This window comes from Streptomyces sp. NPDC038200 (assembly GCF_055600785.1).
Map to the genome: position 1 here is coordinate 175817 of NZ_JBVJYH010000016.1, position 21818 is coordinate 197634.

Annotated in this window: 18 protein-coding genes; 5 read left to right on the forward strand and 13 right to left on the reverse strand. The window is 73.0% G+C overall.

Annotated features, from left to right (window positions below; genetic code table 11):
* Window positions 1-5 precede the first annotated feature (5 nt).
* The 4 genes from ACZ7KF_RS28895 to ACZ7KF_RS28910 form a co-directional block, all read right to left on the reverse strand.
* Complete coding sequence (locus tag ACZ7KF_RS28895; RefSeq protein WP_471081126.1) at window positions 6-2339, reverse strand: ATP-binding cassette domain-containing protein; 2334 nt, start codon at window positions 2337-2339, stop codon at window positions 6-8.
* 29 nt (window positions 2340-2368) lie between these two features.
* Complete coding sequence (locus tag ACZ7KF_RS28900; RefSeq protein WP_471081129.1) at window positions 2369-2566, reverse strand: antitoxin; 198 nt, start codon at window positions 2564-2566, stop codon at window positions 2369-2371.
* 74 nt (window positions 2567-2640) lie between these two features.
* Entirely contained in the window at window positions 2641-3648 is a 1008-nt protein-coding gene (locus tag ACZ7KF_RS28905) for an LLM class flavin-dependent oxidoreductase (protein WP_471081131.1), read from the reverse strand.
* A gap of 186 nt (window positions 3649-3834) precedes the next feature.
* Window positions 3835-4050 carry a dodecin gene (locus ACZ7KF_RS28910; protein WP_471081134.1) on the reverse strand — a complete coding sequence of 72 codons (216 nt, stop codon included), beginning with the start codon at window positions 4048-4050 and terminating at the stop codon, window positions 3835-3837.
* Window positions 4051-4260: 210 nt separating this feature from the next.
* On the opposite strand from ACZ7KF_RS28910, the gene ACZ7KF_RS28915 reads away from it, so the two are divergent.
* Entirely contained in the window at window positions 4261-5517 is a 1257-nt protein-coding gene (locus ACZ7KF_RS28915; RefSeq protein WP_471081137.1) for an extracellular solute-binding protein, read from the forward strand.
* A gap of 15 nt (window positions 5518-5532) precedes the next feature.
* On the opposite strand, the gene egtD is transcribed toward ACZ7KF_RS28915, so the two are convergent.
* From egtD to egtA, 4 genes are read right to left on the reverse strand one after another with little or no spacing between them, the layout of a single operon-like run.
* Entirely contained in the window at window positions 5533-6495 is a 963-nt protein-coding gene (egtD, locus tag ACZ7KF_RS28920; RefSeq protein ID WP_471081140.1) for an L-histidine N(alpha)-methyltransferase, read from the reverse strand.
* Entirely contained in the window at window positions 6492-7307 is an 816-nt protein-coding gene (gene egtC / locus ACZ7KF_RS28925) for an ergothioneine biosynthesis protein EgtC (protein WP_471081143.1), read from the reverse strand. Before egtC ends, egtD begins: the two co-directional genes overlap by 4 nt.
* Complete coding sequence (gene egtB, locus ACZ7KF_RS28930) at window positions 7307-8641, reverse strand: ergothioneine biosynthesis protein EgtB (RefSeq protein ID WP_471081146.1); 1335 nt, start codon at window positions 8639-8641, stop codon at window positions 7307-7309. Before egtB ends, egtC begins: the two co-directional genes overlap by 1 nt.
* Window positions 8638-9987: an ergothioneine biosynthesis glutamate--cysteine ligase EgtA gene (gene egtA, locus ACZ7KF_RS28935; protein ID WP_471081149.1), complete on the reverse strand. Its 1350-nt coding sequence runs from the start codon at window positions 9985-9987 to the stop codon at window positions 8638-8640. Before egtA ends, egtB begins: the two co-directional genes overlap by 4 nt.
* A gap of 271 nt (window positions 9988-10258) precedes the next feature.
* Between egtA and ACZ7KF_RS28940 the strand changes: the two genes are divergently transcribed.
* The gene (locus ACZ7KF_RS28940; protein ID WP_471081152.1) at window positions 10259-11140 is read left to right on the forward strand and encodes a TIGR02452 family protein; all 882 of its coding nucleotides are present in this window, start codon (window positions 10259-10261) and stop codon (window positions 11138-11140) included.
* A gap of 100 nt (window positions 11141-11240) precedes the next feature.
* On the opposite strand, the gene ACZ7KF_RS28945 is transcribed toward ACZ7KF_RS28940, so the two are convergent.
* Both ACZ7KF_RS28945 and ACZ7KF_RS28950 read right to left on the reverse strand, forming a co-directional pair.
* Window positions 11241-11687: a type II toxin-antitoxin system PemK/MazF family toxin gene (locus ACZ7KF_RS28945; RefSeq protein ID WP_471081155.1), complete on the reverse strand. Its 447-nt coding sequence runs from the start codon at window positions 11685-11687 to the stop codon at window positions 11241-11243.
* A gap of 46 nt (window positions 11688-11733) precedes the next feature.
* A complete protein-coding gene (locus ACZ7KF_RS28950) occupies window positions 11734-12180 on the reverse strand; it encodes a cupin domain-containing protein (protein ID WP_471081158.1) in 447 nt (148 codons plus the stop codon).
* A 111-nt stretch (window positions 12181-12291) separates the two neighbouring features.
* Here ACZ7KF_RS28950 and ACZ7KF_RS28955 point away from each other — a divergent pair, with 111 nt between their 5' ends.
* The 3 genes from ACZ7KF_RS28955 to ACZ7KF_RS28965 all read left to right on the forward strand — a co-directional run bounded on the left by ACZ7KF_RS28955 (window position 12292) and on the right by ACZ7KF_RS28965 (window position 15283).
* Window positions 12292-12963: a helix-turn-helix transcriptional regulator gene (locus tag ACZ7KF_RS28955; protein WP_471081161.1), complete on the forward strand. Its 672-nt coding sequence runs from the start codon at window positions 12292-12294 to the stop codon at window positions 12961-12963.
* Window positions 12964-13110: 147 nt separating this feature from the next.
* Window positions 13111-13539, forward strand: coding sequence for a hypothetical protein (locus ACZ7KF_RS28960; RefSeq protein WP_471081164.1), 429 nt, complete (start codon window positions 13111-13113; stop codon window positions 13537-13539).
* Window positions 13540-13702: 163 nt separating this feature from the next.
* On the forward strand, window positions 13703-15283 hold the full coding sequence (locus tag ACZ7KF_RS28965) for a hypothetical protein (protein WP_471081167.1): 1581 nt from the start codon (window positions 13703-13705) through the stop codon (window positions 15281-15283).
* A gap of 30 nt (window positions 15284-15313) precedes the next feature.
* Here the strand turns inward: ACZ7KF_RS28965 and ACZ7KF_RS28970 are convergent, their stop codons facing one another.
* From ACZ7KF_RS28970 to ACZ7KF_RS28980, 3 genes are all read right to left on the reverse strand, one after another.
* On the reverse strand, window positions 15314-16801 hold the full coding sequence (locus ACZ7KF_RS28970; protein ID WP_471081171.1) for an SPFH domain-containing protein: 1488 nt from the start codon (window positions 16799-16801) through the stop codon (window positions 15314-15316).
* Window positions 16802-16934: 133 nt separating this feature from the next.
* Window positions 16935-17153 carry a hypothetical protein gene (locus ACZ7KF_RS28975; protein ID WP_471081174.1) on the reverse strand — a complete coding sequence of 73 codons (219 nt, stop codon included), beginning with the start codon at window positions 17151-17153 and terminating at the stop codon, window positions 16935-16937.
* A gap of 101 nt (window positions 17154-17254) precedes the next feature.
* Window positions 17255-21457, reverse strand: coding sequence for a discoidin domain-containing protein (locus tag ACZ7KF_RS28980; protein ID WP_471081177.1), 4203 nt, complete (start codon window positions 21455-21457; stop codon window positions 17255-17257).
* Between the last annotated feature and the right edge of the window lie 361 nt (window positions 21458-21818).

Genomic DNA, 21818 nt, shown 5'->3' on the forward strand with positions numbered 1-21818 from the left:
CTCGCTCAGGGCATGACCCGCGCCAGATACGGCGCCGTGACGCTGCCCTCCGCCCGGGCCACCCGTTCCGGCGGCCCGGCCGCCACGATCCGGCCGCCCCGGTCACCGCCGCCCGGCCCCAGGTCGATCACCCAGTCGGCGCCCGCGACCACCGTCATGTCGTGCTCGACCACGACGACCGTGTGCCCGGCGTCGACCAGCCCGTGCAGCCGGTCCATCAGCACCTCCACATCGGCCGGGTGCAGTCCGCTCGTCGGTTCGTCCAGCAGGTACAGGGTGTGGCCCCGGCGCCCGCGCTGGAGTTCGCTCGCCAGCTTGATCCGCTGCGCCTCCCCGCCGGACAGCTCGGTCGCGGGCTGACCGAGCCGCAGATAGCCGAGGCCCACGTCGAGCAGGGTGCCCAGGCTCCGGGCGGCGGCCGGGACGTCCGCGAAGAACTCCGCGGCGGACTCCACGGTCAGGTCCAGCACGTCGGCGATGCTCCGCCCCCGGTACGCCACCCGCAGCGTCTCGGGGTTGTAGCGGGCGCCCCCGCAGTCCGGGCAGGGCGCGTACGTGCTCGGCAGGAACAGCAGCTCCACACTGACGAACCCCTCGCCCTGGCAGGTCTCGCAGCGCCCTCCCGCCACGTTGAAGGAGAACCGCCCGACGCCGTACCCGCGCGCCCGGGCCTCCTCCGTGCCGGCGAACACCTTCCGTACGACGTCGAACAGGCCCGTGTAGGTGGCCAGATTGGACCGCGGGGTGCGCCCGATGGGCTTCTGGTCGACCCGGACCAGCCGCCCGACGCCCCGCACGTCCTCCGTCAGCTCACCGATGAGCGTGGACTTCCCGGAGCCGGAGACGCCGGTGACGGCACTGAACACGCCGAGCGGGAACTCGGCCGTCACCCCGCGCAGGTTGTGCCGGGTCACCGGGCCCACCGTCAGCCAGCCGCGCGGCTCCCGGACGGCACGCGCCGGTCCGGGCGACTCGTCGAAGAGGTACACGGCCGTCGCCGACTCCTCGACCGAGGCCAGCTCGGCCACCGGCCCGCTGTACAGCACCCGCCCGCCGTGCTCGCCCGCGCCGGGCCCCACGTCCACCAGCCAGTCCGCCCCGCGCACCACCTCCAGGTGGTGCTCGACCACGAACACCGAGTTCCCGGCCGCCTTGAGCCGGTCCAGCACGGTCAGCAGCGCCTCGGTGTCCGCCGGGTGCAGTCCGGCGGACGGCTCGTCCAGCACGTACACCACGCCGAACAGCCCGGAGCGCAACTGGGTGGCGAGCCGCAGCCGTTGCAGCTCGCCCGCCGACAGGGTGGGGGTGGCCCGGTCCAGGCTGAGGTAGCCGAGCCCCAGCTCCACCACCGGCGCGATCCGGGACTTCAGATCGGCCGTCAGCACCCCGGCCGTCTCGCCGCCGCCGCCGTCGAGCAGCCCCACGAGATCGGTCAGCGGACGGGCGGCCAGCTCGGCGATCGTCCGGCCGCCGAAGGTCACCGCGAGCGCCTCGGGCCGCAGTCGGCCGCCGCCGCAGGCCGGGCAGGGCGTGCTGGTGAGAAACCGCTCCGCCTTCGCCCGCAGGGTGGCCGACTTGGTGTCGGAGAACGTCTTCAGGACATACCGGCGGGCGCTCGTGTACGTGCCCTGGTACGGCCGCTGGATCCGTTCCGCGTCCCGGACCGGATGGACGGTGACGACCGGCTGCTCGTCCGTGAACAGGATCCACTCGCGCTGTCCGGCGGGCAGCTCGCGCCAGGGCCGGTCCACGTCGTAGCCGAGCGTGTCCAGGATGTCGCGCAGGTTCTTGCCCTGCCAGGCGCCCGGCCAGGCGGCGACGGCGCCCTCGCGGACGGACAGCGACGGGTCCGGGACGAGCAGTTCCTCGGTGGTGTCGTGCACCTGTCCGAGGCCGTGGCACTCGGGACAGGCACCGGCCGCCGTGTTCGGCGAGAACGCGTCCGAATCGAGCCGCGCGGCGCCCGCCGGGTAGGTGCCGGCGCGCGAGAACAGCATGCGCAGCGAGTTGGAGAGATTGGTGACCGTGCCCACCGAGGAACGCGAGGTGGGGGACGAGCGGCGCTGCTCCAGCGAGACCGCGGGCGGCAGGCCGGTGATCTCGCCGACCTTCGGCGCTCCGACCTGGTGGATCAGCCGGCGCGCGTACGGCGCGACCGACTCGAAGTACCGCCGCTGGGCCTCGGCGTAGACGGTGCCGAACGCCAGGGACGACTTGCCCGAGCCGGAGACACCCGTGAAAACGGCCAGTACGTCCCGGGGGATGTCCACGTCGACGCCCTTGAGGTTGTGCTCGCGGGCGCCGCGGACGCGGACGTAGGGGTCATGGGGGCTGTGCATCAGGGGGAAACTCTAGTCACCCCCGTGCGTCACGGCTGCGGAGGGTTGCCCCGGTCCTGCGGCCGGGTGCCGAATTCGTCCCTCAGCTTGTCCTGCCCCGTGTCCACCTGCGACCGGTACTTGTTCCCGGTGCGCTGGTCGATGTAGTCCCCGCCCTTGTCGATGCCCTTGTCGGCCGTGCTCTCGTGGCCCTTGAGCATGCCCTTGATCTTGTCCATGAAGGACATGGCAGCCCTCCTCGTCGCTTGAGGCTTGCCCTCTCAGGGTCACCGGCCCGGGCCTGGTCCGCATCTCGAAGGGGTCACCGGGCCGGCGCGAAGAGCGCGGCGAGCCGCCGGTAGGAGTCCCGCAGGGCCGCACGGTCGTGGGTGCTGGTGGTGACGAGCACCTCTTGGGCGCCGGTCTCCTTCAGCACCGTCTCCAGCTCGTGCGCGACCTGTTCCGCGGTGCCGGCGACGTGCCCGGCGAGGCCGGACTCGTAGAAGCCGCGTTCCTTCGCGGTCATCGTGCGGGCCTCGACCGACTCGGCGGAGGCGAGCGGCGGGAAGCTGCCGTGTGTGCGGGAGTACGCCATCGACCAGGCCTCGGGAACCAGCAGCCGCCGGGCCTCGGCCTCGGTGCCGGCGACCGCGACCGTCCCGGAGACCACGACGTACGGCTCGGCCGCCCAGGGAGACGGGCGGAACAGGGAGCGGTACTGGTCGATGCCGCGGAGCAGCTTCTCCCGGCCGCGCAGGTCGCCGATGACCATGGGCAGGCCGGCGCGGGCCGCGATCCGCGCGCCTTCGCCCATGGCCAGCACGAACGGCGGCACCCTCAGGCCCTCCGCCGGGCGGGCGTGCACGCCGGCCGGCGAGCCGCCGGTGAACCAGTCCAGCAGTTCGCCGAGCTGGGCCGCGAAGTCGTCGGCGTCGCCCTTGTCCCGGCCGAGCGCCCTGCGCACGCCGTCGGTGAAGCCCACGGAGCGCCCCAGCCCCATGTCGATGCGCCCCGGGAACAGCGACTCCAGCACCCCGAACTGCTCGGCGACGACCAGGGGCTGATGGTTGGGCAGCATGACTCCGCCGGTGCCGACCCGGATGGTGCGGGTGGCCGAGGCGACCGCGGCGGCGAGCACGGTCGGCGCGGAGCCGGCGACCCCGGGCACGCCGTGGTGCTCCGACACCCAGAACCGGTGGTAGCCGAGCGTCTCCGCCTCCCGGGCCAGCGCGACCGTGTCCCGCAGGGCCTCCCCGGGCGGGCGCCCCTCGCGGGTGCGGGAGCGGTCGAGGACGGAGAACCGGGTCCGGGCGATCACTGTGCTGCTCACACAGGGTTCAACGCCCTCGCGGCCGGGGGATTCCCGTGGGGCCGACGTCCGTGCCCCGAGCGCCTGCCGTTCGCGGTCGTCAGCGGCGGGGGGCGGGTGTGCCTGCGGAGCAACGCCGCCGCGGGAGGCGCGGGAGCGGGAGGGAAGCCTGCCCGGCGCCCTGCCGGATTCCCGGGACGGGGCCGGTCAGCCCTCGTCCTCGATCCGGAAGCCGACCTTCAGGCCCACCTGGTAGTGCTCGATGCGGCCGTTCTCGATCTGGCCGCGGACCTGGGTCACCTCGAACCAGTCCAGGTTGCGCAGGGTCTGGTCGGCGCGGGCGATGCCGTTGCGAATGGCCTGGTCGACGCCTTCGTGCGAGGTGCCGACGATCTCGGTGACCCGGTACGTGTGGTTCGACATGCGGGTGCTCCTCTCGTGTCACGCCGTACTCCACCGTGCCGCATCCCCGCCCCGTCCGCACGGCGTCACGGGGAACCGGCCGGTAGCGCTTGACCTCCGCATTGGTCCATACCAAAATCCAGCACACCCGTACGAGCCCGTGCGCTCGTCCCCCCACGTCGGGCCTCCACCCCTGTGCCAGCATCCTTGCCAGACAGAACAGGACCCCTCGTGAGACGTCGTCTGCTCGCCCTCATCTGTGTCACCGGCTCCCTCGTCAGCGGCTGCGGGATGCTGCCCGGCGACCACGAGCGGAAGACCGTCACCGTGTGGCTGATGAAGGACAGCGCCTCGAAGGACTTCCTGCGGCGGTTCACCGAGGACTTCGAGAGCAGCCACAAGGACCTGCGCCTCGACATCCGCATCCAGGAATGGACCGGCATCGTCGAGAAGGTCCGCGCCGCGCTCAAGGGCCACTCCGGCGACGGCCCGGACGTCATCGAGGTCGGCAACACCCAGGTGCCGCTGTACGCCGACGGCGGCCGGCTCGTCGACCTCACCCTGGAGTCGATGCGGGACTGGGGCAAGGAGAAGTGGCTGCCCGGCCTCGCCCAGCCCGGCAAGGACGGCAACAAGCAGTACGGCATCCCCTGGTACGCGGCCAACCGTGTCGTCATCTACCGCAAGGACCTGTTCGAGCAGGCCGGCATCACCGAGCCGCCGAAGACCCGCGACGCCTGGCTCGCCGACACCCAGAAGCTCAACTCCGGCGGCGACCAGGGCATCTACCTCGCCGGGCAGGACTGGTACACGCTCTCCGGATTCATCTGGGACGAGGGCGGAGACCTCGCCCAGGAGAAGGACTTCGAGTGGCGGGGCACCCTGGACAGCCCGGCCGCGCTGCGCGGCATGGACTTCTACCGGCGGCTCCAGGCGCTCGGCGAGGGACCCGCCGACGCGGACGAGGAACACCCGCCGCAGGCCGGGGTGTTCGCCGGCGGCAAGGTCGCACAGATCGTCGCCGTACCCGGACTCGTCCAGTCGATCGTCCGGCAGAAGCCGGACCTGAAGGACAAGATCGGCTTCTTCCCCGTGCCCGGCCGCACGGAGGGGCGGCCCGGCACCGTCTTCACCGGCGGCTCGGACCTGGTCATCCCGCAGAACACCGACGACCAGTTCGCCGCGACCACCGTCGTCGCGGCCCTCACCGGAGCCAAGTGGGACACCGAACTCGCCCGCACCATGAACTACGTGCCCAACAAGACCACGCTGGCCGACGCGGTCGCGAGCGAGGAGGGGGTCGCCGCCATGGCCGCGGGCGCGGCTCACGGCCGGGCGACCCCCCACACCCCTCAGTGGGCCGACGTCGAGGCCGACAACCCGATCAAGGAGTACATGACCCGGGTGCTCAAGGGCGCGGACGCGGCCACCGAGGCCCGCCGGGCCTCGCGGAAGATCACCGAGGCGCTCGCCCCGAACGTCGGCTGAGCCACCGCGGCCGGCTCACCGCGCCACGCTCAGCGACAGCGCGAAGCGGTCCCGCGCGTCCGTCCACCAGTGGGTCAGCTCAAGGCCGGCGGCGGCCAGTTCGCCGGTCACACCCTCTTTCCGGAACTTGGCCGACACCTCGGTGCGCAGCTCCTCACCGGCCGCGAAGTCCACGGCGAGGTCCAGCGCGGGCACCTTGACGGTCTGGGCGGTACGGGAGCGCAGCCGCATCTCGATCCACTCGCGCTCGGCGTCCCACAGCGCCACATGGTCGAACGCGTCCGGATCGAAGTCGGCGCCCAGTTCGCGGTCGACCACGGCCAGCACGTTCTTGTTGAACGCGGCCGTCACCCCGGCCGCGTCGTCGTACGCCCGGACGAGCACCTCCTCGTCCTTGACCAGGTCCGTGCCGAGCAGCAGCCCGTCGCCCGGGGCGAGCAGCGCGCGCACCGAGGCCAGGAACGCGGCGCGTTCGGCGGGCAGCAGATTGCCGATCGTGCCGCCGAGGAACGCCACCAGCCGGGGGCCGGGCGTCTCGGGGAGGGCCAGCGGAGCGGTGAAGTCGGCGATCAGCGCATGGACGTCGAGGTGCGGATGCTCGGCGACGAGGGCCTGGCCGGCCTGGGTGAGGGCGCTCTCGCTGACGTCGACCGGGACGTAGGCGGCGAGCGAGGGGAACGCCTCGATCAGATAGCGGGTCTTCTCCGAGGACCCCGAGCCCAGTTCGACCAGGGTGCGGGCGCCGCTGGCGGCGGCGATCTCACCGGAGCGGGTGGCGAGGATCTCCCGCTCGGCGCGCGTGGGGTAGTACTCGGGCAGCTCGGTGATCCGCTCGAACAGCTCGCTGCCGTGGGCGTCGTAGAACCACTTGGGCGGCAGCCACTTGGGGGTGGTGGTGAGGCCGTGCAGGACGTCGGCGCGCAGTGCGGCGTCCGTGGCGTCCTCGGGGAGGGTGCGGGTGACGTGCAGGGGGCTCAACGGCAGGGCTCCTTCGGTGGTGGGGGCGCTTCCGCTCGAGCGGAGCCGAGGGTGGGGGACGCCGCCGGATCCTCCAGCGGGGCGAGCAGCACGCCGGCGCGGCTCGCGGTGAGCACGGTGCGGTCGGGGACCTCCCGCCAGAGCGGGTCGTCGTCGTACGGCTCGGAGGCGACGACGGTGCTGCGGCCGGGCTCGGCGCGGTACCACAGCGAGTCGCCCCAGGCGGTGGCGGCGATCGTGTCGCCGTCGGTCAGCAGCAGGTTGAGACGGGAGGCGGGGGCCGCCCGGGCGAACCGGCGGACCGTCTCGCCCAGGGCCCGGTCGGGTTCGTCGCCGGACCGCAGCCGGTGCAGTACCAGCGCCCAGACGAACGCCGAGTCGTTACGGGCCTGGAGCGACAGCAGATCGACCGGCGGCAGCACGGGCACCAGGGGGGCCGCCGAGTCCGGCCAGCCCGCGACCGCCCCGTTGTGGCTGAACAGCCACCGCCCGGCCGCGAACGGCGCCGCCGCGGCCTCGGCGTCCGCTCCCGCGAGGGTCGCGTCCCGGACGGCGGCGAGCACGGCGCCCGAGCGCACCACCCGGGTCAGATCGGCGAAGGACAGGTCCGCCCAGATCGGGCCGGCCCGCCGGTAGCGGGCCGGCACCGGATCCTCCCCCGCGTACCACCCCACCCCGAAGCCGTCGGCGTTCACCGTCCCGTGCCGCTGCCGCCGGGGCGCCCACGACTGACGGAACAGACTGTGCGGGGGCTCCACGAGGAATCGGCCGAGGGGCTCCTCGGGGCCCAGATAGGCGAGGTGGCGGCACATCAGACCGCCTCCGAGCGGGCGGTACGGAACCCGGAGAAGATCTGCCGGCGGATCGGGTAGTCCCAGTTGCGGAACGTGCCCCGGCAGGCCACCGGGTCCACCGCGAACGAACCGCCGCGCAGCACCTTGTACTCGGGGCCGAAGAACACCTCCGAGTACTCCTTGTACGGGAACGCCCGGAAGCCCGGGTACGGCAGGAAGTCGCTCGCCGTCCACTCCCACACGTCACCGATCAGCTGCCGTACGCCGAGCGGCGACTCACCGGCCGGGTAGCTGCCGGCCGGGGCGGGCCCGAGGTGCCGCTGGCCGAGGTTGGCGTGCTCGGGCGCCGGGTCGGCGTCGCCCCACGGGTAGCGGCGCGAGCGGCCGGTGGCCGGGTCGAAGCGGGCCGCCTTCTCCCACTCCGTCTCGGTGGGCAGCCGCCGCCCGGCCCAGCGGGCGTAGGCGTCCGCCTCGTACCAGGACACGTGCAGCACCGGCTCGTCCGGCGGCACCGGCTCCGTGATCCCGAACCGGCGCCGCAGCCACTGGCCGCCGTCCCGCCGCCAGAACAGCGGGGCCACCGTGCCGTGCTGCCTGATGTGCGCCCAGCCCTCCGGCGCCCACCAGCGCTCGGTGCCGTATCCGCCGTCCTCGATGAACGCCTGGTACGCCGCGTTGGTCACCGGGACGGTGTCGATCCAGAACGGCTCCACCTCCCGCGGGTGCGCCGGGCGTTCGTTGTCCAGTGCCCAGGGCTCACCGGAGGTGCCCATCGTGAACGGGCCGCCGGGCACGAGGACTTCGGCGGGACCGGTGAACGGCGGGGCCGGCTCCGGGTCCGGGGCGGTCAGGACCCGGGGGCCCTTGCGCAGCTGGTGGGTGATCAGCATCGTCTCGTCGTGCTGCTGTTCGTGCTGGGCGACCATCCCGAAGGCGAAGCCGGCCTCGGTCAGCCGGGTGCCGTGGAAGTCCGCCGACTCCAGCAGGTCCAGCGCCCGCCCGCGTACCTCGGCCGCGTACCGGCGCGCCTCGGCGGGCGCCAGCAGCGGCAGCGAGGGGCGCTCGGACCGCGGATGCTCGAAGGCGTCGTACAGGCTGTCGATCTCGGGCCGCATCGCCTCCCGGCCGCCGACCGTCCGCAGCAGCCACAGCTCCTCCTGGTTGCCGATGTGCGCGAGGTCCCACACCAGGGGCGACATCAGCGGGGAGTGCTGCGCGGTGAGGTCGGGTTCCTCGACGCAGCCGGTCAGCAGCGTGGTGCGGTCACGGGCGGTGATCAGGGAGGCCAGCGCACGCTTCCGCAGCGCCTCGATGTCGGTCTCGATGTCGGTCTCGGTCTCGGGGGCGGTCATGTGCGGATGTCCTTCCTCCCGTGGGCGGTGCGGGTGCCCCCGGCCGGGCCGGGACGGGACCGGGGCGGATCCGTGGCGGACAGCCCGGCCGACAGATCGTCGGCCGGGCAGCGGCCCCGGGCGACGTAGCGGTCCCGGTACGCCGCCACGGCGTCGGTGATCCGGGTGCCGGCGCCGAGCCGGGGCAGCGCCCGCAGGGCCGCCGCGAAGCAGTCCTCGGCGGCGGCGCGCAGCTCCGGGTCGGCGAGCCCGTACCGGGCCGCGGCCACCCACAGCGGGTTGTGCGGAGCGGGCAGGTCCAGGGCCCGCTCGGCCAGCGGCCGCACGGTCCGGTAGGCGGTCTCGGCCGCCTCCGGGTCGTCGAACAGCGCCGCCGTCACCGCGAGCGGCACGAGCCAGCCGTCCTCGCCGGGCTGCGCGTCGATCATCCGCAACTCCAGATGACCGCGCGGCCGGATCGGCGGGAACAGGGTCGTCAGGTGATAGTCGAGGTCCGCCCGGGTGGGCGGCCGGGGCCGCCCGGAGCGCGTCCACTCCCGGAAGGTGAGCCCCTCGGGCACCTCCCACGGGCCGCTGTCCCGGCGGACGCACATCACCGGCGAGTCCAGCACATGCCGGGCCCAGGCGGCGCGGGGTTCGCCGTTCAGCGGGGGAGCGCCGGCCCGGCCGGCACCGATCTCCATCCACATCAGCTGGCGGGTGGACTGCCAGCCCGTGGGCCGTCGGCCGAGCAGCGGGGAGTTGGCGAACGCGGCCACCAGGACCGCGCCCAGATGGTGCGCCAGCCACCAGCGCCGGGTGTGCCCCAGCGGGCCGGGCTCCTCGTGGCCGGCGTCCACGCAGACCTGGACGGACGCCGAGGTGCACATCATGTGCCGGCCGGCCGGACCGGTACGGTCCAGGCAGGCTTCCATGGCGTCGTAGCGCGGCTCGTGCAGGAACCTGCGCGGGGCGTGCCAGGGATCGTGGCCGATGCCGGCGAGCCCCAGACCGTCCTCGGCCAGCACGGCCCGGACGGTGTCCAGATCGGCGGAGACGGTGTCGACGCACTCCGTCAGGGAGGCGGCGGGGGGCGAACTCAGCTCCAGCTGGCCGCCGGGTTCGACGGTGAGCGCCGATCCCAGGGGCACGGCCCGCAACGTGGCGTAGGCCGCTTCGAGTCGTTCGGGTGTGACAGGGAGCTGCGGCAGCTCCAGCGAGTGGACGAGCCACTCCAGCTCGACACCGAGTGTGCGGGGCGGTCCGGTCTTGAAGCAGATGCCCCGGACCAGCGCCTCCACCTCGGCTTCGGTGACGGCTGTGCGGTGCTCCGTACAGTCACCGCCGTCGCTCTGCGTATCGGACATGTCGGGATCCTCCTGAGGTTCCACCATGCCACCGACCCGGTGTGCGGGCCGGGCAAGCATTCGTCTACCCAAGACCCTTCGGCCGATTCGCACAAGGGTGCCCATCCGGACGTTCGGGATTCGTCACCTCCGTTTCCCTGGGGGTTCGCGGACCGTTCCGGGGGCGGGAAACTCCGTTGCACCGCATCACCAGCATCACCCAGGATGCGTACATGAGCACGACGGGGGAGACCGCGCGGTGCGCGGTCGTGGCGCCCACGGGGGTGGCGCCGTGAGCGCGCGCCTGCGCGGGATCGCCGCGGAGACGGAACAGATCGTGGCCGCGGGCCGGTACCGGGCACCGGACGGCCGGGAGGTGCCGGTCGCGGACGCGATCGAGGCCGCACGGGCGGGTACCCGCATGTTCGGTCCCGCGCCGGTGCCGGTGCCCCCGGTGTCGGCGGCCGAGGGCGGTACGGCCTTCGAGGTCACCGGCGAGAGCAGCCTGGAGGCGGCCCGCCGGCTGGCCGGCACCCACCCCGTCGCCGTGCTGAACTTCGCCTCGGCCCGGAACCCGGGCGGCGGCTACCTGAACGGCGCGCAGGCCCAGGAAGAGGCTCTGTGCCGCGGCTCCGCGCTGTACACCTGCCTGCTGACGGCTCGCGCCTTCTACGACCACCACCGCGCCCACCGCGACCCGTTCTACACGGACCGGGTGATCCACTCCCCGGCCGTCCCGGTCTTCCGCGACGACCGCGGCCGGCTGCTCGACGAGCCGTACCCGGCGGGGTTCCTGACGGCCGCCGCCCCCAACGCGGGCGTGATCCGGCGTACGGCGCCGGAGCGGGCCGCCGAGGTGCCCGGCGCCCTGGCGGTCCGGGCCGAGCGGGTGCTGGAGACGGCCGCCGCCCACGGTTACCGGCGGCTGGTGCTCGGCGCCTGGGGCTGCGGCGTCTTCCAGAACGATCCGGCGCAGGTCGCGGGCGCCTTCCGGGCGCTGCTGGGACCCGGCGGCCGGTTCTCGGAGACGTTCGCGCAGGTGGTGTTCGGGGTGCTGGACCGGACACCGGGAGGGATCGTGCGGGAAGCGTTCGCACGGGCGTTCCCGGAGTCCCGGGAGCCGGCGCGCGTCCCGGGCGCGCGAGGGCAGCGACAGGGACCGGCGCAGCCGTAGCGGGGCCCGGCCTCGGCGGTGGCGGTCGGTGCCGGCCTCGGTGGCGGCGCCCGGGTCGAGCCTCGGTGGTGGCGCTCGGATCCGGCAGGTGCCGTGCCGGTCAGGTCCAGCCGTAGCGCTCGTGCAAGCGCTGCCGGACCCGATCGAACCGCATCCGGTCCAGCGCGCTCGCCTCCCGGCGCATGCCCTGTTCGTGCAGGCGCAGCACACGGTCCACGTCCACCCAGGAGTCCCGGCCCGACCGGTCCCACGGCCCGCTGCCGATCGCCACCCACTCCCGGTCGCCGTCGTGCCGCTTGCTGGACAGCTGGACGGCGAGGAGTGTGCCCGCCGCCTCCCTGGCCACGACCAGCACCGGACGGTCCTTGCCCCGGCCGTCGTTCTCCTCGAACGGCACCCAGGTCCACACTATTTCCCCGGGGTCGGGGTCGCCGTCGTGCGCCGGGGAGTACTCGGTGCGCACCCGGCCGACCTCACGCGGGTCGGCCTCGGTGGTGGCGTGGGGGCCCAGGCGGCCCGGGACGTTCTCTTCGGTAGACGTGCTCACGCAGGCACCCTAGTGGTCCGCGCAACGCGTCTCCGGGGCCGGTGCGTTACTCCGGTGCCGCGCCGGGGTGCGCAACGGGCGCGGTGTCCGGGCGCGCACCGATCCGCATGCCGGGGCGACGGCGGTGCACGGTCAGGTACGTCAGCCCGGCCGCGCCGGCGGTGACGCTGCGCGCGGCGCCGTGCGGCAGCCAGACCAGGGCGCCCTCCGTGAGCGGCTCCGCCGCGCCCGAGGGGCCCTTGCCGAGCGTGCCGTCCCCGGCGACGACCAGCACCAGCACGTCCAGTTGGGCCTCGGTGTGGACGGAGATCCGCCCGCCCGGGGCCAGCCGGACCACGTTGGCGTCGAGCTGCCGTCCGCTCTCCGTGAGCTTCCACAGCACCCCGCCCGGTACCCGCGGCGCCTCGGCGAGTGCGCGGGTGTCGCACAGGACGCGCGGGACGGCCGCCGGCGGGTGGGCCGGTCCGGTGCCGGACGCGGACGGCGACGTCATCTGGTGTTCCTCTCGGATGCTGCGTTCCCTGCCCCGGGGGGCCCGGCCACTTTACAATTAACACATGTAGAATTCGTGAAAAAGGAGCAGCGGGGAGAGGGGAATCCGGACGTGAGCACGCGGGAGAGCCCGCGCCGCCGAGAGGTGCTGGAGGTGCTGCGGACGGCGCGCTCGCCGCTCGGGGTCGCGGAGGCCGCCGAGCGGATGGGGCTCCATCCCAACAGCGTGCGGTTCCACCTGGACGCCCTGGTGGCCGACGGCCTGGTGGAGCGCCGGGCCGAGGCGCCCTCCGGACCCGGCCGGCCCCGTACCGTCTACGCCGTGCGCCCCGGCATGGACCGCGGCGGCGCCCGCGACTACCGACTGCTCGCCCGCATGCTGCTCAGCCGATGGGCCGCCGCCGACCCGGCCGAGGCGCGGGCGGAGGCCCGGGAGACGGGCCGGGCCTGGGGCCGCTTCCTGACGGACCCGTTCCCGCCGTACGAGCCGACGACCCCCGAGCGGTCGGTGGCCAGGCTTCTCACGCTGCTGGACGGCCTGGGATTCGCGCCGAGCCCGGAAGGGGGCGGCGCGTCCGGGGGGCCGCCGCAGCGGATCCGGCTGCGGCACTGCCCGTTCCTCGAACTCGCCGAGGAGCAGGGCGGTGTGGTGTGCTCGCTCCATCTGGGCCTGATGCAGGGCGCGTTGGCGGAGCTGAGCGCACCCCTGACGGCCACCGACCTGGAGCCGTTCGCCGAACCCGACTCCTGCGTCGCCCACTTGGCAGCGACACCGGCCGCCTGACCCCCGGATCCCCGGATCCCCGGATCCCCGGGCCGCCGGGAGTCCGGCCGCGTCCCGCCGCCCGCGGCGAACTCCCCGGCCCGCGCACCCCGCGCCGCCCATCCCTCACAACCCGCCGCCACCTCCGGCGGAGAAAGGCCCGCGTCGATGAACGCCACCTCCGCCGCCACCGCCACGGCGGTCACCTTCGTCTGGCTCGGGATGGTGCTGGCGATCTCCTTCCTGGAGGCGCCGCTGAAGTTCCGTGCCCCCGGGGTGACCCTCCCCGTCGGCCTGGGCATCGGACGGCTGGTGTTCCGCGCGCTGAACACCGTCGAGGCGGTGCTCGCCGTCGTCGTGGTGACCGCCGTCGCCCTCGGCGACGCTCCGGCCGGGGTCGTCGCCCCGGCCGCGGCGGTGGCCGCGCTCCTCGTCGCCCAGCTGGCCGTCGTCCGGCCCCGCCTCAACCGAAGGTCGGACCGGGTCCTCGCGGGCGAGGAACTGCCCCGCTCGCGCGGCCACCTGTGGTACGTGGCGCTGGAGGTCCTCAAGGCCGCCACCCTGACCGTCCTGGGAATCGCCCTGCTCACGGTCTGATCCCGCACCAGGTCACCACCCGTCGCGAGACCCCGGCCGGCCGGTGGGGCCGGCTCGTGCCGTCGGTCCGGCGCCATTCCGCTCGGGCGACGCGTCGAGACGACTGTAGAGTCGGCCGCCGGAGAGCCGCGGGGGACGGGTCTCGCTCAAGGGGGCACGGAACATGCGGACACCTGGAGAGATCTGGGAGCAAGCCGATCCGCCGGCCCGTCGGCTGGCCGGACTCGCGCTCAACCCGGCCGTGCCGCAGGACGTCCTGCTGCGTCTGCTCGCCGAGGCCCCGCTCGCCGTCCGGATGGTGCTGTGCCGGGACCGCGATCTGCCGGCCGCCGTGGTGGACGCCGTGATCGCGCACCCCGACCCGCGCACCCGCGGCTTCTTCGCCGTCAATCCCCATGTCGACCCGGCCCGGCGGGCCCGGCTGGTGGACGACCCCGACTGGATCGTCCGGTGCCACCTCACCGAGGGCCCCCGGACGCCTCTGCCGCACCGGCCGAGGCCCCTGCCCGACGACACCGTCGTACGCATGATCACCACCTACGACGGTGAGGAGCCGCTGGGCTCGATCGGTTTCTGGCAGCAGATGTCCCGGGAACTGATCCGCTCCCTGCCCACGCACCCGGTCGCCGAGGTCCGCCGCTGGGGCGCCGGTCAATGGGGCTCGCTCTCCGCCGAGCGGATGGCCGCGCTGCTGGCGGACCCGGACGACGGCGTGCGCGAGCGGGCTCGGAGCATGGCGCGCTGGGAGGACCCGGCGTGGGTGGAGAGCATGCTGCCCGAACGGCCCTGCCACGCCCGCTCCGACATCCTGCTCAACCGCGCCCTCAGCCGTGCCGTCGTGACGGGCGTCCTCACCGCGCCGGCCCGCGAGGGCGAGCGGGCGACGATCGCCCTCAACCCCACCCTCCCGGCCGACGCGGTGGTCCTCCTCGCCGCCGACCCGGACCCCGCGGTGCGGCGGCGCATCGCGGGCCGCGCCGACCTGCGCCCGGCCGAACGGCACGCACTCGTCGCCGACCCCGACCCGGACGTGCGCGAGGCGGTGGCCCGCCACCCGGGCCTCGGCCCGGACGAGCGCCGTGCGCTCGCGACGGACCCCGACGCGAAGGTGCGGCTGGCCGTGTCCGTCCACCCGGCGTTCGGCGAGGAGGAACGCGCGGGCATCGACTACGAGGTGCCGCTGGACCGCCCGTTCGGCTACCACCCGGCGCCCGCGGAGCCCCGCGACCCCCCCGACGTCCGCCGGGACGCGCTCTCCGGACACCCGCTGCTGCGCCGGAGGGCCGCGCGCGAGCACACCCTGCCGGCCGACCTGGTGGCCCGCCTGGCGGAGGACGACGACCCGGGCGTCCGGGTCCTGCTCGCCCAGAACCACCCCGACGCCCCCGCGGAGCTCCTGCTGCGCAGCTTCCTGGAGTACACCGGCCCGGAGCGCGACCGACTGCCCACCCGGCCGAACTTCCCGCGCACCGGACTGTCCGGCCTCGCCGGCCACGCCGATCCGCTGGTCCGCGCCCTGGTCGCCCGGGACCCGGCGACCGAGCCGTCCGTCGTCGAGCGGCTCACCCACGACCCCGACCCTGAGGTCCGGGCGGCCCTGACCCGCCACCCCGGCCTGCCGGCCCACCGGCTGTCGGAACTCCTCGGGGACCCGGAACTCGCCCATGCCGCCGCCGCGAACCCGGCCCTGGCCCCGGAGACGATCGACCGTCTCGTGCGGACGCACGGCCGGGGCCCCTGGTGAGGGACCCCGACCGTGCGGTGAACCGATTCCTCAGCGCTCCTGATCCACCGTCACCTTCTGCGGCGGGGGAGCCGTCACCCCGTTGAGCGTGGGCGAAGCGCCGTTCGGCACCGGCCCGTTGTCGCCCACCGTGGCGAGCAGCTTACGGGCGAGACCCAGGCCCGTACCGCCCATGGTGAGTGCCTTGGCGAACAACTCGCCCATCCCGTCGGCACCGTTGAGGAGCACCATGTTGTCGACGTTGCCGAACGCGGACGCGCCCGCCTGGACGATCTCCGGCCACTTCTCGGCGAGTTGCTGGGCGACGACCGCCTCCTGGTTCTCCGCGAGGGCCGCGGCCCGGGCCTTGATGGCCTCCGCCTCCGCCAGACCCTGGGCCCGGGTCGCCTCGGCCTCGGCCAGACCCTTCGCCTGCGCGGCGGCGGCCTCCGCCTCACCGGTGGCCCGGGTGGCGGCGGCGGTCGCCGTACCGCGGGTCTTGGTCGCCTCGGCCTCGGCCCCCGCGGCGGCCTTCACCCGGGTCGCCTCGGCCGCCGCCGCCAGTTCCGTCTCCTTCGCCCGGGCCTCGGCCGCCGAGATCCGCGCGTCGCGCTCGGCCTCGGCCAGTGTCCGCGTCTCGTACGCCCGGGCGTCCGCCGGCTTGCGCACGTCCGCCTGGAGCTGCTGCTCACGCCGGTGGGCCTCCAGTTCGGCGACCCGGGTCTCCTGGACGACGACCTCCTGCCGGGCCCCGGCCGCGGCGAGCGGGCCGGCCTGCTGCGCCTTCGCCGCCGCCTTGTCCCGCTCGGCCTGGTAGCCGGCCTGGAGGATCTCGCTGTCCCGGGTGGCCTCCGCCATCCGCGCCATCGACTGCTGCTCGGCCTCGGTGGCGAGGCGGTTCGCCTCCGCCTGCGCGATGCGCGCGTCCCGCTGCACGGCAGCGGCGTGCGGCATCGCCAGGTTCTGGATGTACCCGGTCGGGTCCTCGATCTCGTGGATCTGCAGCGAGTCCACGATCAGGCCGAGCTTCTCCATCTCCGTACCGCAGGCGGCCCGGGTCTGACCCGTGAGCTTCTCCCGGTCGCGAATCATGTCCTCGACCGTCAGCCCGCCCACGATGGACCGCAGATGACCGGCGAAGACGTTGTGCACCCGCTCCGCCATCAGCCGCTGCTGGTCCAGGAAACGGCGGGCCGCGTTCGCGATCGACACGAAGTCGTCGCCCACCTTGAAGATGACCACGCCCCGCACCTTCAGCGGAATGCCCTGGTGGGTCACGCAGTCCACCTGAAGCTCGGTCTCGTTCAGGTCGAGCGAGAGCTTGCGCACCGCCTGCACCCCGGGCAGCACCAGGGTGCCGCGCCCGGTGACGATGCGGAATCCCATACCCTCCTCGAGTCCCTCGGTACGGTGCTTGGACCCGGAGATGATGAGCGCCTCGTTCGGCTCGGCGACCCGCCACATCATCTTGAACACACCGATCAGGACGAGAACGGCAACGACGACCGCCCCCGCAACGACGCCGACCATCATCGGCATACGCCCCCTTTGCATGGTGCCCGTTCGGCACCGAACGAAGGGAGTGTGCGCCCGTCGGCGCCCCGGGTGAAGACACCGGCGCATCCTTGTTGCAATCTTGACGCACGCCGCTCTCACCTGGGGCGGAGCGGGCTCACCTGTCGTATGCCGCCGTGACGTAGACCGTTCTCGGCGGCAGGTGCTCCACCACCATCACCACCGTCCCGGTCACGAGCCGCGAGGTGCCGTCGGCCGGGTGGGCGAGGAAGTGCTCCGCGCCGCCGCGTACCCGCACGATCACCTCACCGACCAGACCGGGCCCGACCGTCCCCGTCACCCGCCCCATCAGCCCGACCATCGACGCGTCGCCCATGGCACCAGGGTAGGGGGCGGGCCGGCCGGGCGGACCGGTCCCGGGACGAGGCGGCTCCCGCCGCGGGGTTCCGTCCCGGACGGAACCCCGCGGGTCGGAACCTACTCGATGTCGATCTTGAAGGTGCTGGTCCTGTTGCGGATGTCCTCGGCGTTGCCGCTCATCCGGAGGTTGCGGAAGGTGGCTTCGCCGACCGCCGGGCCCTGGCCGGGTTCCGGCAGTTCGTTGGCCCAGATGCCGAAGCCGGACTTGGCGTCGAAGGCGTCACCGCTCTTCTTCGATCCGGTGATGGAGACGTCGGTGAAGATCGTGTCCTTCACCGGGAACTGGGGCTGGCCGCCGACGTAGTTGGTCTGGAACATCACGCCTCCGTAGGTGGAGTCGTCGATGTCGACGTCGTTGACCCGGATCCCCTGGAACACCTTGGAGGCGGAGAAGGCCCAGATGGCCGGGAAGACCTGGGAGCCCCAGAAATGACCGCCGGTGCGTTCCAGGGAGACGTTCTCGATGGTCGTGGGACCGGTTCCGAAGCCGTTCATCGGGTAGCCGAAGTCCAGCGAGGAGATCGTGATCCCGGAGTACACCAGGGTGTCGGCGATACGGATGTTGCGGAAGGTGTTGTCGTAGCCGCCGTAGACGGCCACTCCCGCCGCTCGCCAGGTCAGTGTCGAGGTGAGGTTCTCGTAGAGGTTGTTCTTCTCGTCGGCGCCACCCGCGTCGATGGCCGAGAAGAGCGCGAAGCTGTCGTCACCCGTCGCCCGGGCGTCGTTGTTGACCACGTGGTTGTCCGTGGAGCCGTTGGTCATGTTGATGCCGTCGGCGAACGTGTCCCGGATGCGGGAGTTGCTGAGGGTCATGCTGTCGGTGTTGGCGCCCCAGTAGAGGCACACCATGTGCTCGGCCCAGATGTTGTCGATGGTGATGCCGGAGACGTTCGAGAAGTCGAACACCTTGCCGGGGCCGTCGATCCGGGAGGTGTAGTTGCCGAAGTAGGCGAACCCGGCGAACGTGGAGCCCTTGGCGCTCGCCTCGGCCCGGAAGCCGACATCGGTGTTCTCCTGCGAGGAAGGCGCGTGGAAGCGGGTGAACCACGGCCCGGCCCCGACGACCTTCACCGCCTTGCCGTAGACCTGGAACTTGCTGGAGGTCTCGTAGTCGCCGGCGGGCAGGTAGACGCCGACGAGCTTGCCCGTCGTGTCCATGCGGACCAGGTCCAGGGCGTTCTGCACGTCCTGGTGCGAGAAGCCGGCCGGGACCGCGTAGGCGGCCGGGTCCGGGTTCGGCGCCGCTGTCGCCTGCTCGGTGTTGACGAAGTCGATGGCGTAGCTGGAGGTGTTGGCCGAGTCCTTCTGCAGCCGGATCTTCGAACCGGCCGGGACCGTCTTGCCGAGCAGCAGGTTCGCCTCGTCGTAGATGTGCCGGGGCGCACCGGAGCCGGGCGAGTTTCCGGGGGAGGTCTCGTTGCCGTAGAGCCAGGCGTACTTCGAGGTGAGGTCGATCGCCTTGAGGAACTGCCCGTCCACGTAGACGTCGAGTGTCGTGCTGGTGCCGTCCGGGATCGAGAAGCGGGTGACGAGGGTGTTGGTCGCCGCGCGCGTGGTCCACTCGACGTACTGGCCGGTTCCCGTGAGGGTCACCGCCTTGCGCCCGCTCGCCTCGCCGGCGAGGTCGCCGACGGTCCGGTTCGGGCCGACGAGCTTCGCGCCGCCGCCGAGGGTGCCGTCCTCGGCCTCGTACATGTCGTACGGCATGTCCGCCCCGCGGCCGACGAACAACGGCTGCGTCGTGGTGTTGTTGGCCCGCTTCACGGGCAGCTCGTTGGCGTCGTCGGCGATGACCGTCCTGACCGTGTACTTGCCGTTGCCGGCCGTCCAGGAGCCGAGGCCGACCGGAGCGGTCGTCTGTCCTGCCGCGATGGTGCCGTTGTAGGACCCGCTGAGGGTCTTCACGGTGGCGCCCTTGGCGTCCTGGACCGTGAGCGTCACGGTGTGGGCGCCGGAAGCCGAGTCGGTCGTCCCCTGGTTCCTGATCGCGACGGTGAACTTGACCTCGTCACCGGCCGAGGCACTGGACGGGGTCCAGGACACGGGCGAGGCCAGCAGGTCGGAGCTGGACACCGGCTTGACCACGAGGGCGTCGGGGCGGGTGAAGACGTTGTTCGCCTCGTCCTGCTCGATGACCTTGTGGGACGGGTCCACCACGGCGCCGACCGGGTAGCTGCCCGCGTCCCGTGTCCCGATGCTCGCCGTGACGGACTTCGACTCGCCGGCCGCGAGGGCGGGGACGTCGGCCGTGGCGGCCTTCGTGCCCCCCAGCGTGAAGTCCAGGTCGGTGGCCTTCGCCGCCTTGCTGCCCTTGTTGGCGACGGTCGCCGTGAGGCTGACGGTGTCCGACTCGACCGGGGCGGAGGGCGTGCTGGTGATGCCGGTGACCTTGAGGTCCGGGTTGGCGGCCGGGGTGCCGATCACCTGGAACTCGGCGACCTGCGCCCCCGGCGCACCGGTGTTCTTGGTGAACTTCAGCCGGATGTCGGCCGCGGAGCCGGAGACCGGGATGGTCACCGTGTTCCCGCTGCCGGGGGAGAAGGTGTAGTCCTTCGCCGCCGCGAGGGTCGTGAAGGACGTCGCGTCCTGGTCGCGGCCCAGCACCTCGATGTTCTGGGTGCGCGCGGACCAGGCCGCGTCCGGACTGAGCTTGACGACGATCTGGCCGAGGTCGGCGTTGGCACCCAGCTTGGTGGTGAGGGTGGCCGGGTAGGCACCGCTCGCGCTTTCCCAGTAGGTGCTGGTGAGGCCGTCGTTGGCGTTGGCGGCGAGGTAGGTGAAGGTGTCGGAGGAGGCCTCGATGGGCTTGCCCTGGGCGAGGTTGCCACCGGACGCCCCCGGCCGGGTGACGCTGTTGCTCGCCGCCGACACGTTGCCGGCCGCGTCCTTCGCCTTCACGTAGTAGGTGACGGTCGACGTCGTCGGCGGGCTGTCGGTGTACGTCGTGACGTCACCCGCGACGGACGTGACCAGTTGGTCGTCGGCGTAGACGTCGTAGCCGGTGACCTTGACGTTGTCGCTCGACGGCTGCCAGGTGAGCTTCACGTCGCCGCCGGACTGCGTGTAGGCGAGGCCGCCGGGTGCGGTGGGAGCCTGGGTGTCACCGCCGGATCCCTTGCGGGTGACGCTGTTGCTGTCGCCGGAGACGTTGCCGGCGGCGTCCCTCGCCCGGACGAAGTAGGTGATGTCGGTGCCGGCGGGCTGGGTGTCGGTGTACGTCAGGACGTTCCCGGCCACGCTCGCCCGGAGCCGGCCGTCGGCGTAGACGTCGTAGCCGGTGACGCCCGTGTCGTCGGCGGCCGCGCTCCAGGTGAGCTTGATCTGGCCGGTGCCGGGCTCGGTGTAGCTCAGGTTGGCGGGCGCGGTGGGTGCCTGGGTGTCGCCGGTCGCAGGCCCGTACACCTCCAGCTCGGACAGCTGACCGGCCGGCCAGCCCGTGTTGGCGGTGAACAGCACACGCACGTACCGCGTCGTGGTGGTGTCGAGGCTGATGGTCGTGGACTGGTCGTTGCCGCTGTCGAAGGTGTACGCCTTGGACTGCGTCAGGTCGGTGAAGTTCTGGTTGTCGGCCGAGCCCTGGATCTTCAGGGTCTGGGTGCGGCTGGGCCATCCGCTGGGCAGCCGCAGCGTCACCTGGTTCACCTTGACCGAGGAGCCGAGATCGACCTGCACCCACTGCGGGAAGGCGTTGTTCCTGCTCTCCCAGTAGGTGGCGCGGTTGCCGTCACCGGCGTTGGCCGCGCCGTACACGTCGGCATGACCGCTCTCGCTGAACGGCTTGCCCTGGGCGAGATTGGGCGTCGAGGCGTCGGTGGTGAGCACCTGCATCTCGGCGAGCTGCGCGGTGCCGGCGACCGAGTTGCCCTGGAAGTCCGCCCGCACGTACCGGGCGAGGGTCGCGGGGAAGGAGACCTTCACGGTGTTGCCGTTGCCGGGACCGAAGACGTACTGCGCCGAAGACTTGAGCGTGGCGAAACTCTTGCCGTCGGCGCTGCCCTGGAGCGCGAAGGTCTGCTTGCGGGTCTGCCACGGGGCGGGCAGGCGCAGCACGACCTGCCGGACGCGCCGGGACCTGCCGAGGTCGGTCTGGACCCACTGCGCCGACTTCTTCCCGGCCTGCCAGTAGGTGTTGCCGTCGCCGTCGTTGACGTTGGCGGCGGAGTGCGTGCCGAGGGTGCTGCCGGCCCTGGCCGCGGTGCCGGCGGCGGCGTTCGGGCCACCGGCCGCGTACGCGTCGAGGGCCGGCAGCCCTAGAACCATGACGGTGGAGGCCAGCGCGGCGGTGGCTGCGCGCCGTCTCCACGTACGGGGTTGGCGGAGAGTCATGCGGTGTCGCTTCCTGGGGAGGCTCGCGTGCCCGAGCGGCACGCGAGGGGCGGCTCTTTTCGGGGCTGAGCGGTGGTGCGGTGGGGCGGGACGGCAGGGTGATCCGTCCGGGGGCACGGCCGCACCGGCCTCTCCTGGATCGCGGGAGGCGGGCAGGGCATGCGTCGAGGTCACGCAGGGGCGACCGTGCGCATTTTCTTTCGTTGATTCATCGCAATATTGCAGAGCGCTCGTGATCCCGTCCACGGGTGCGACGGCACGAGTTTCGTCGGCCGTGTCCGTCCTCGCGCGGCCT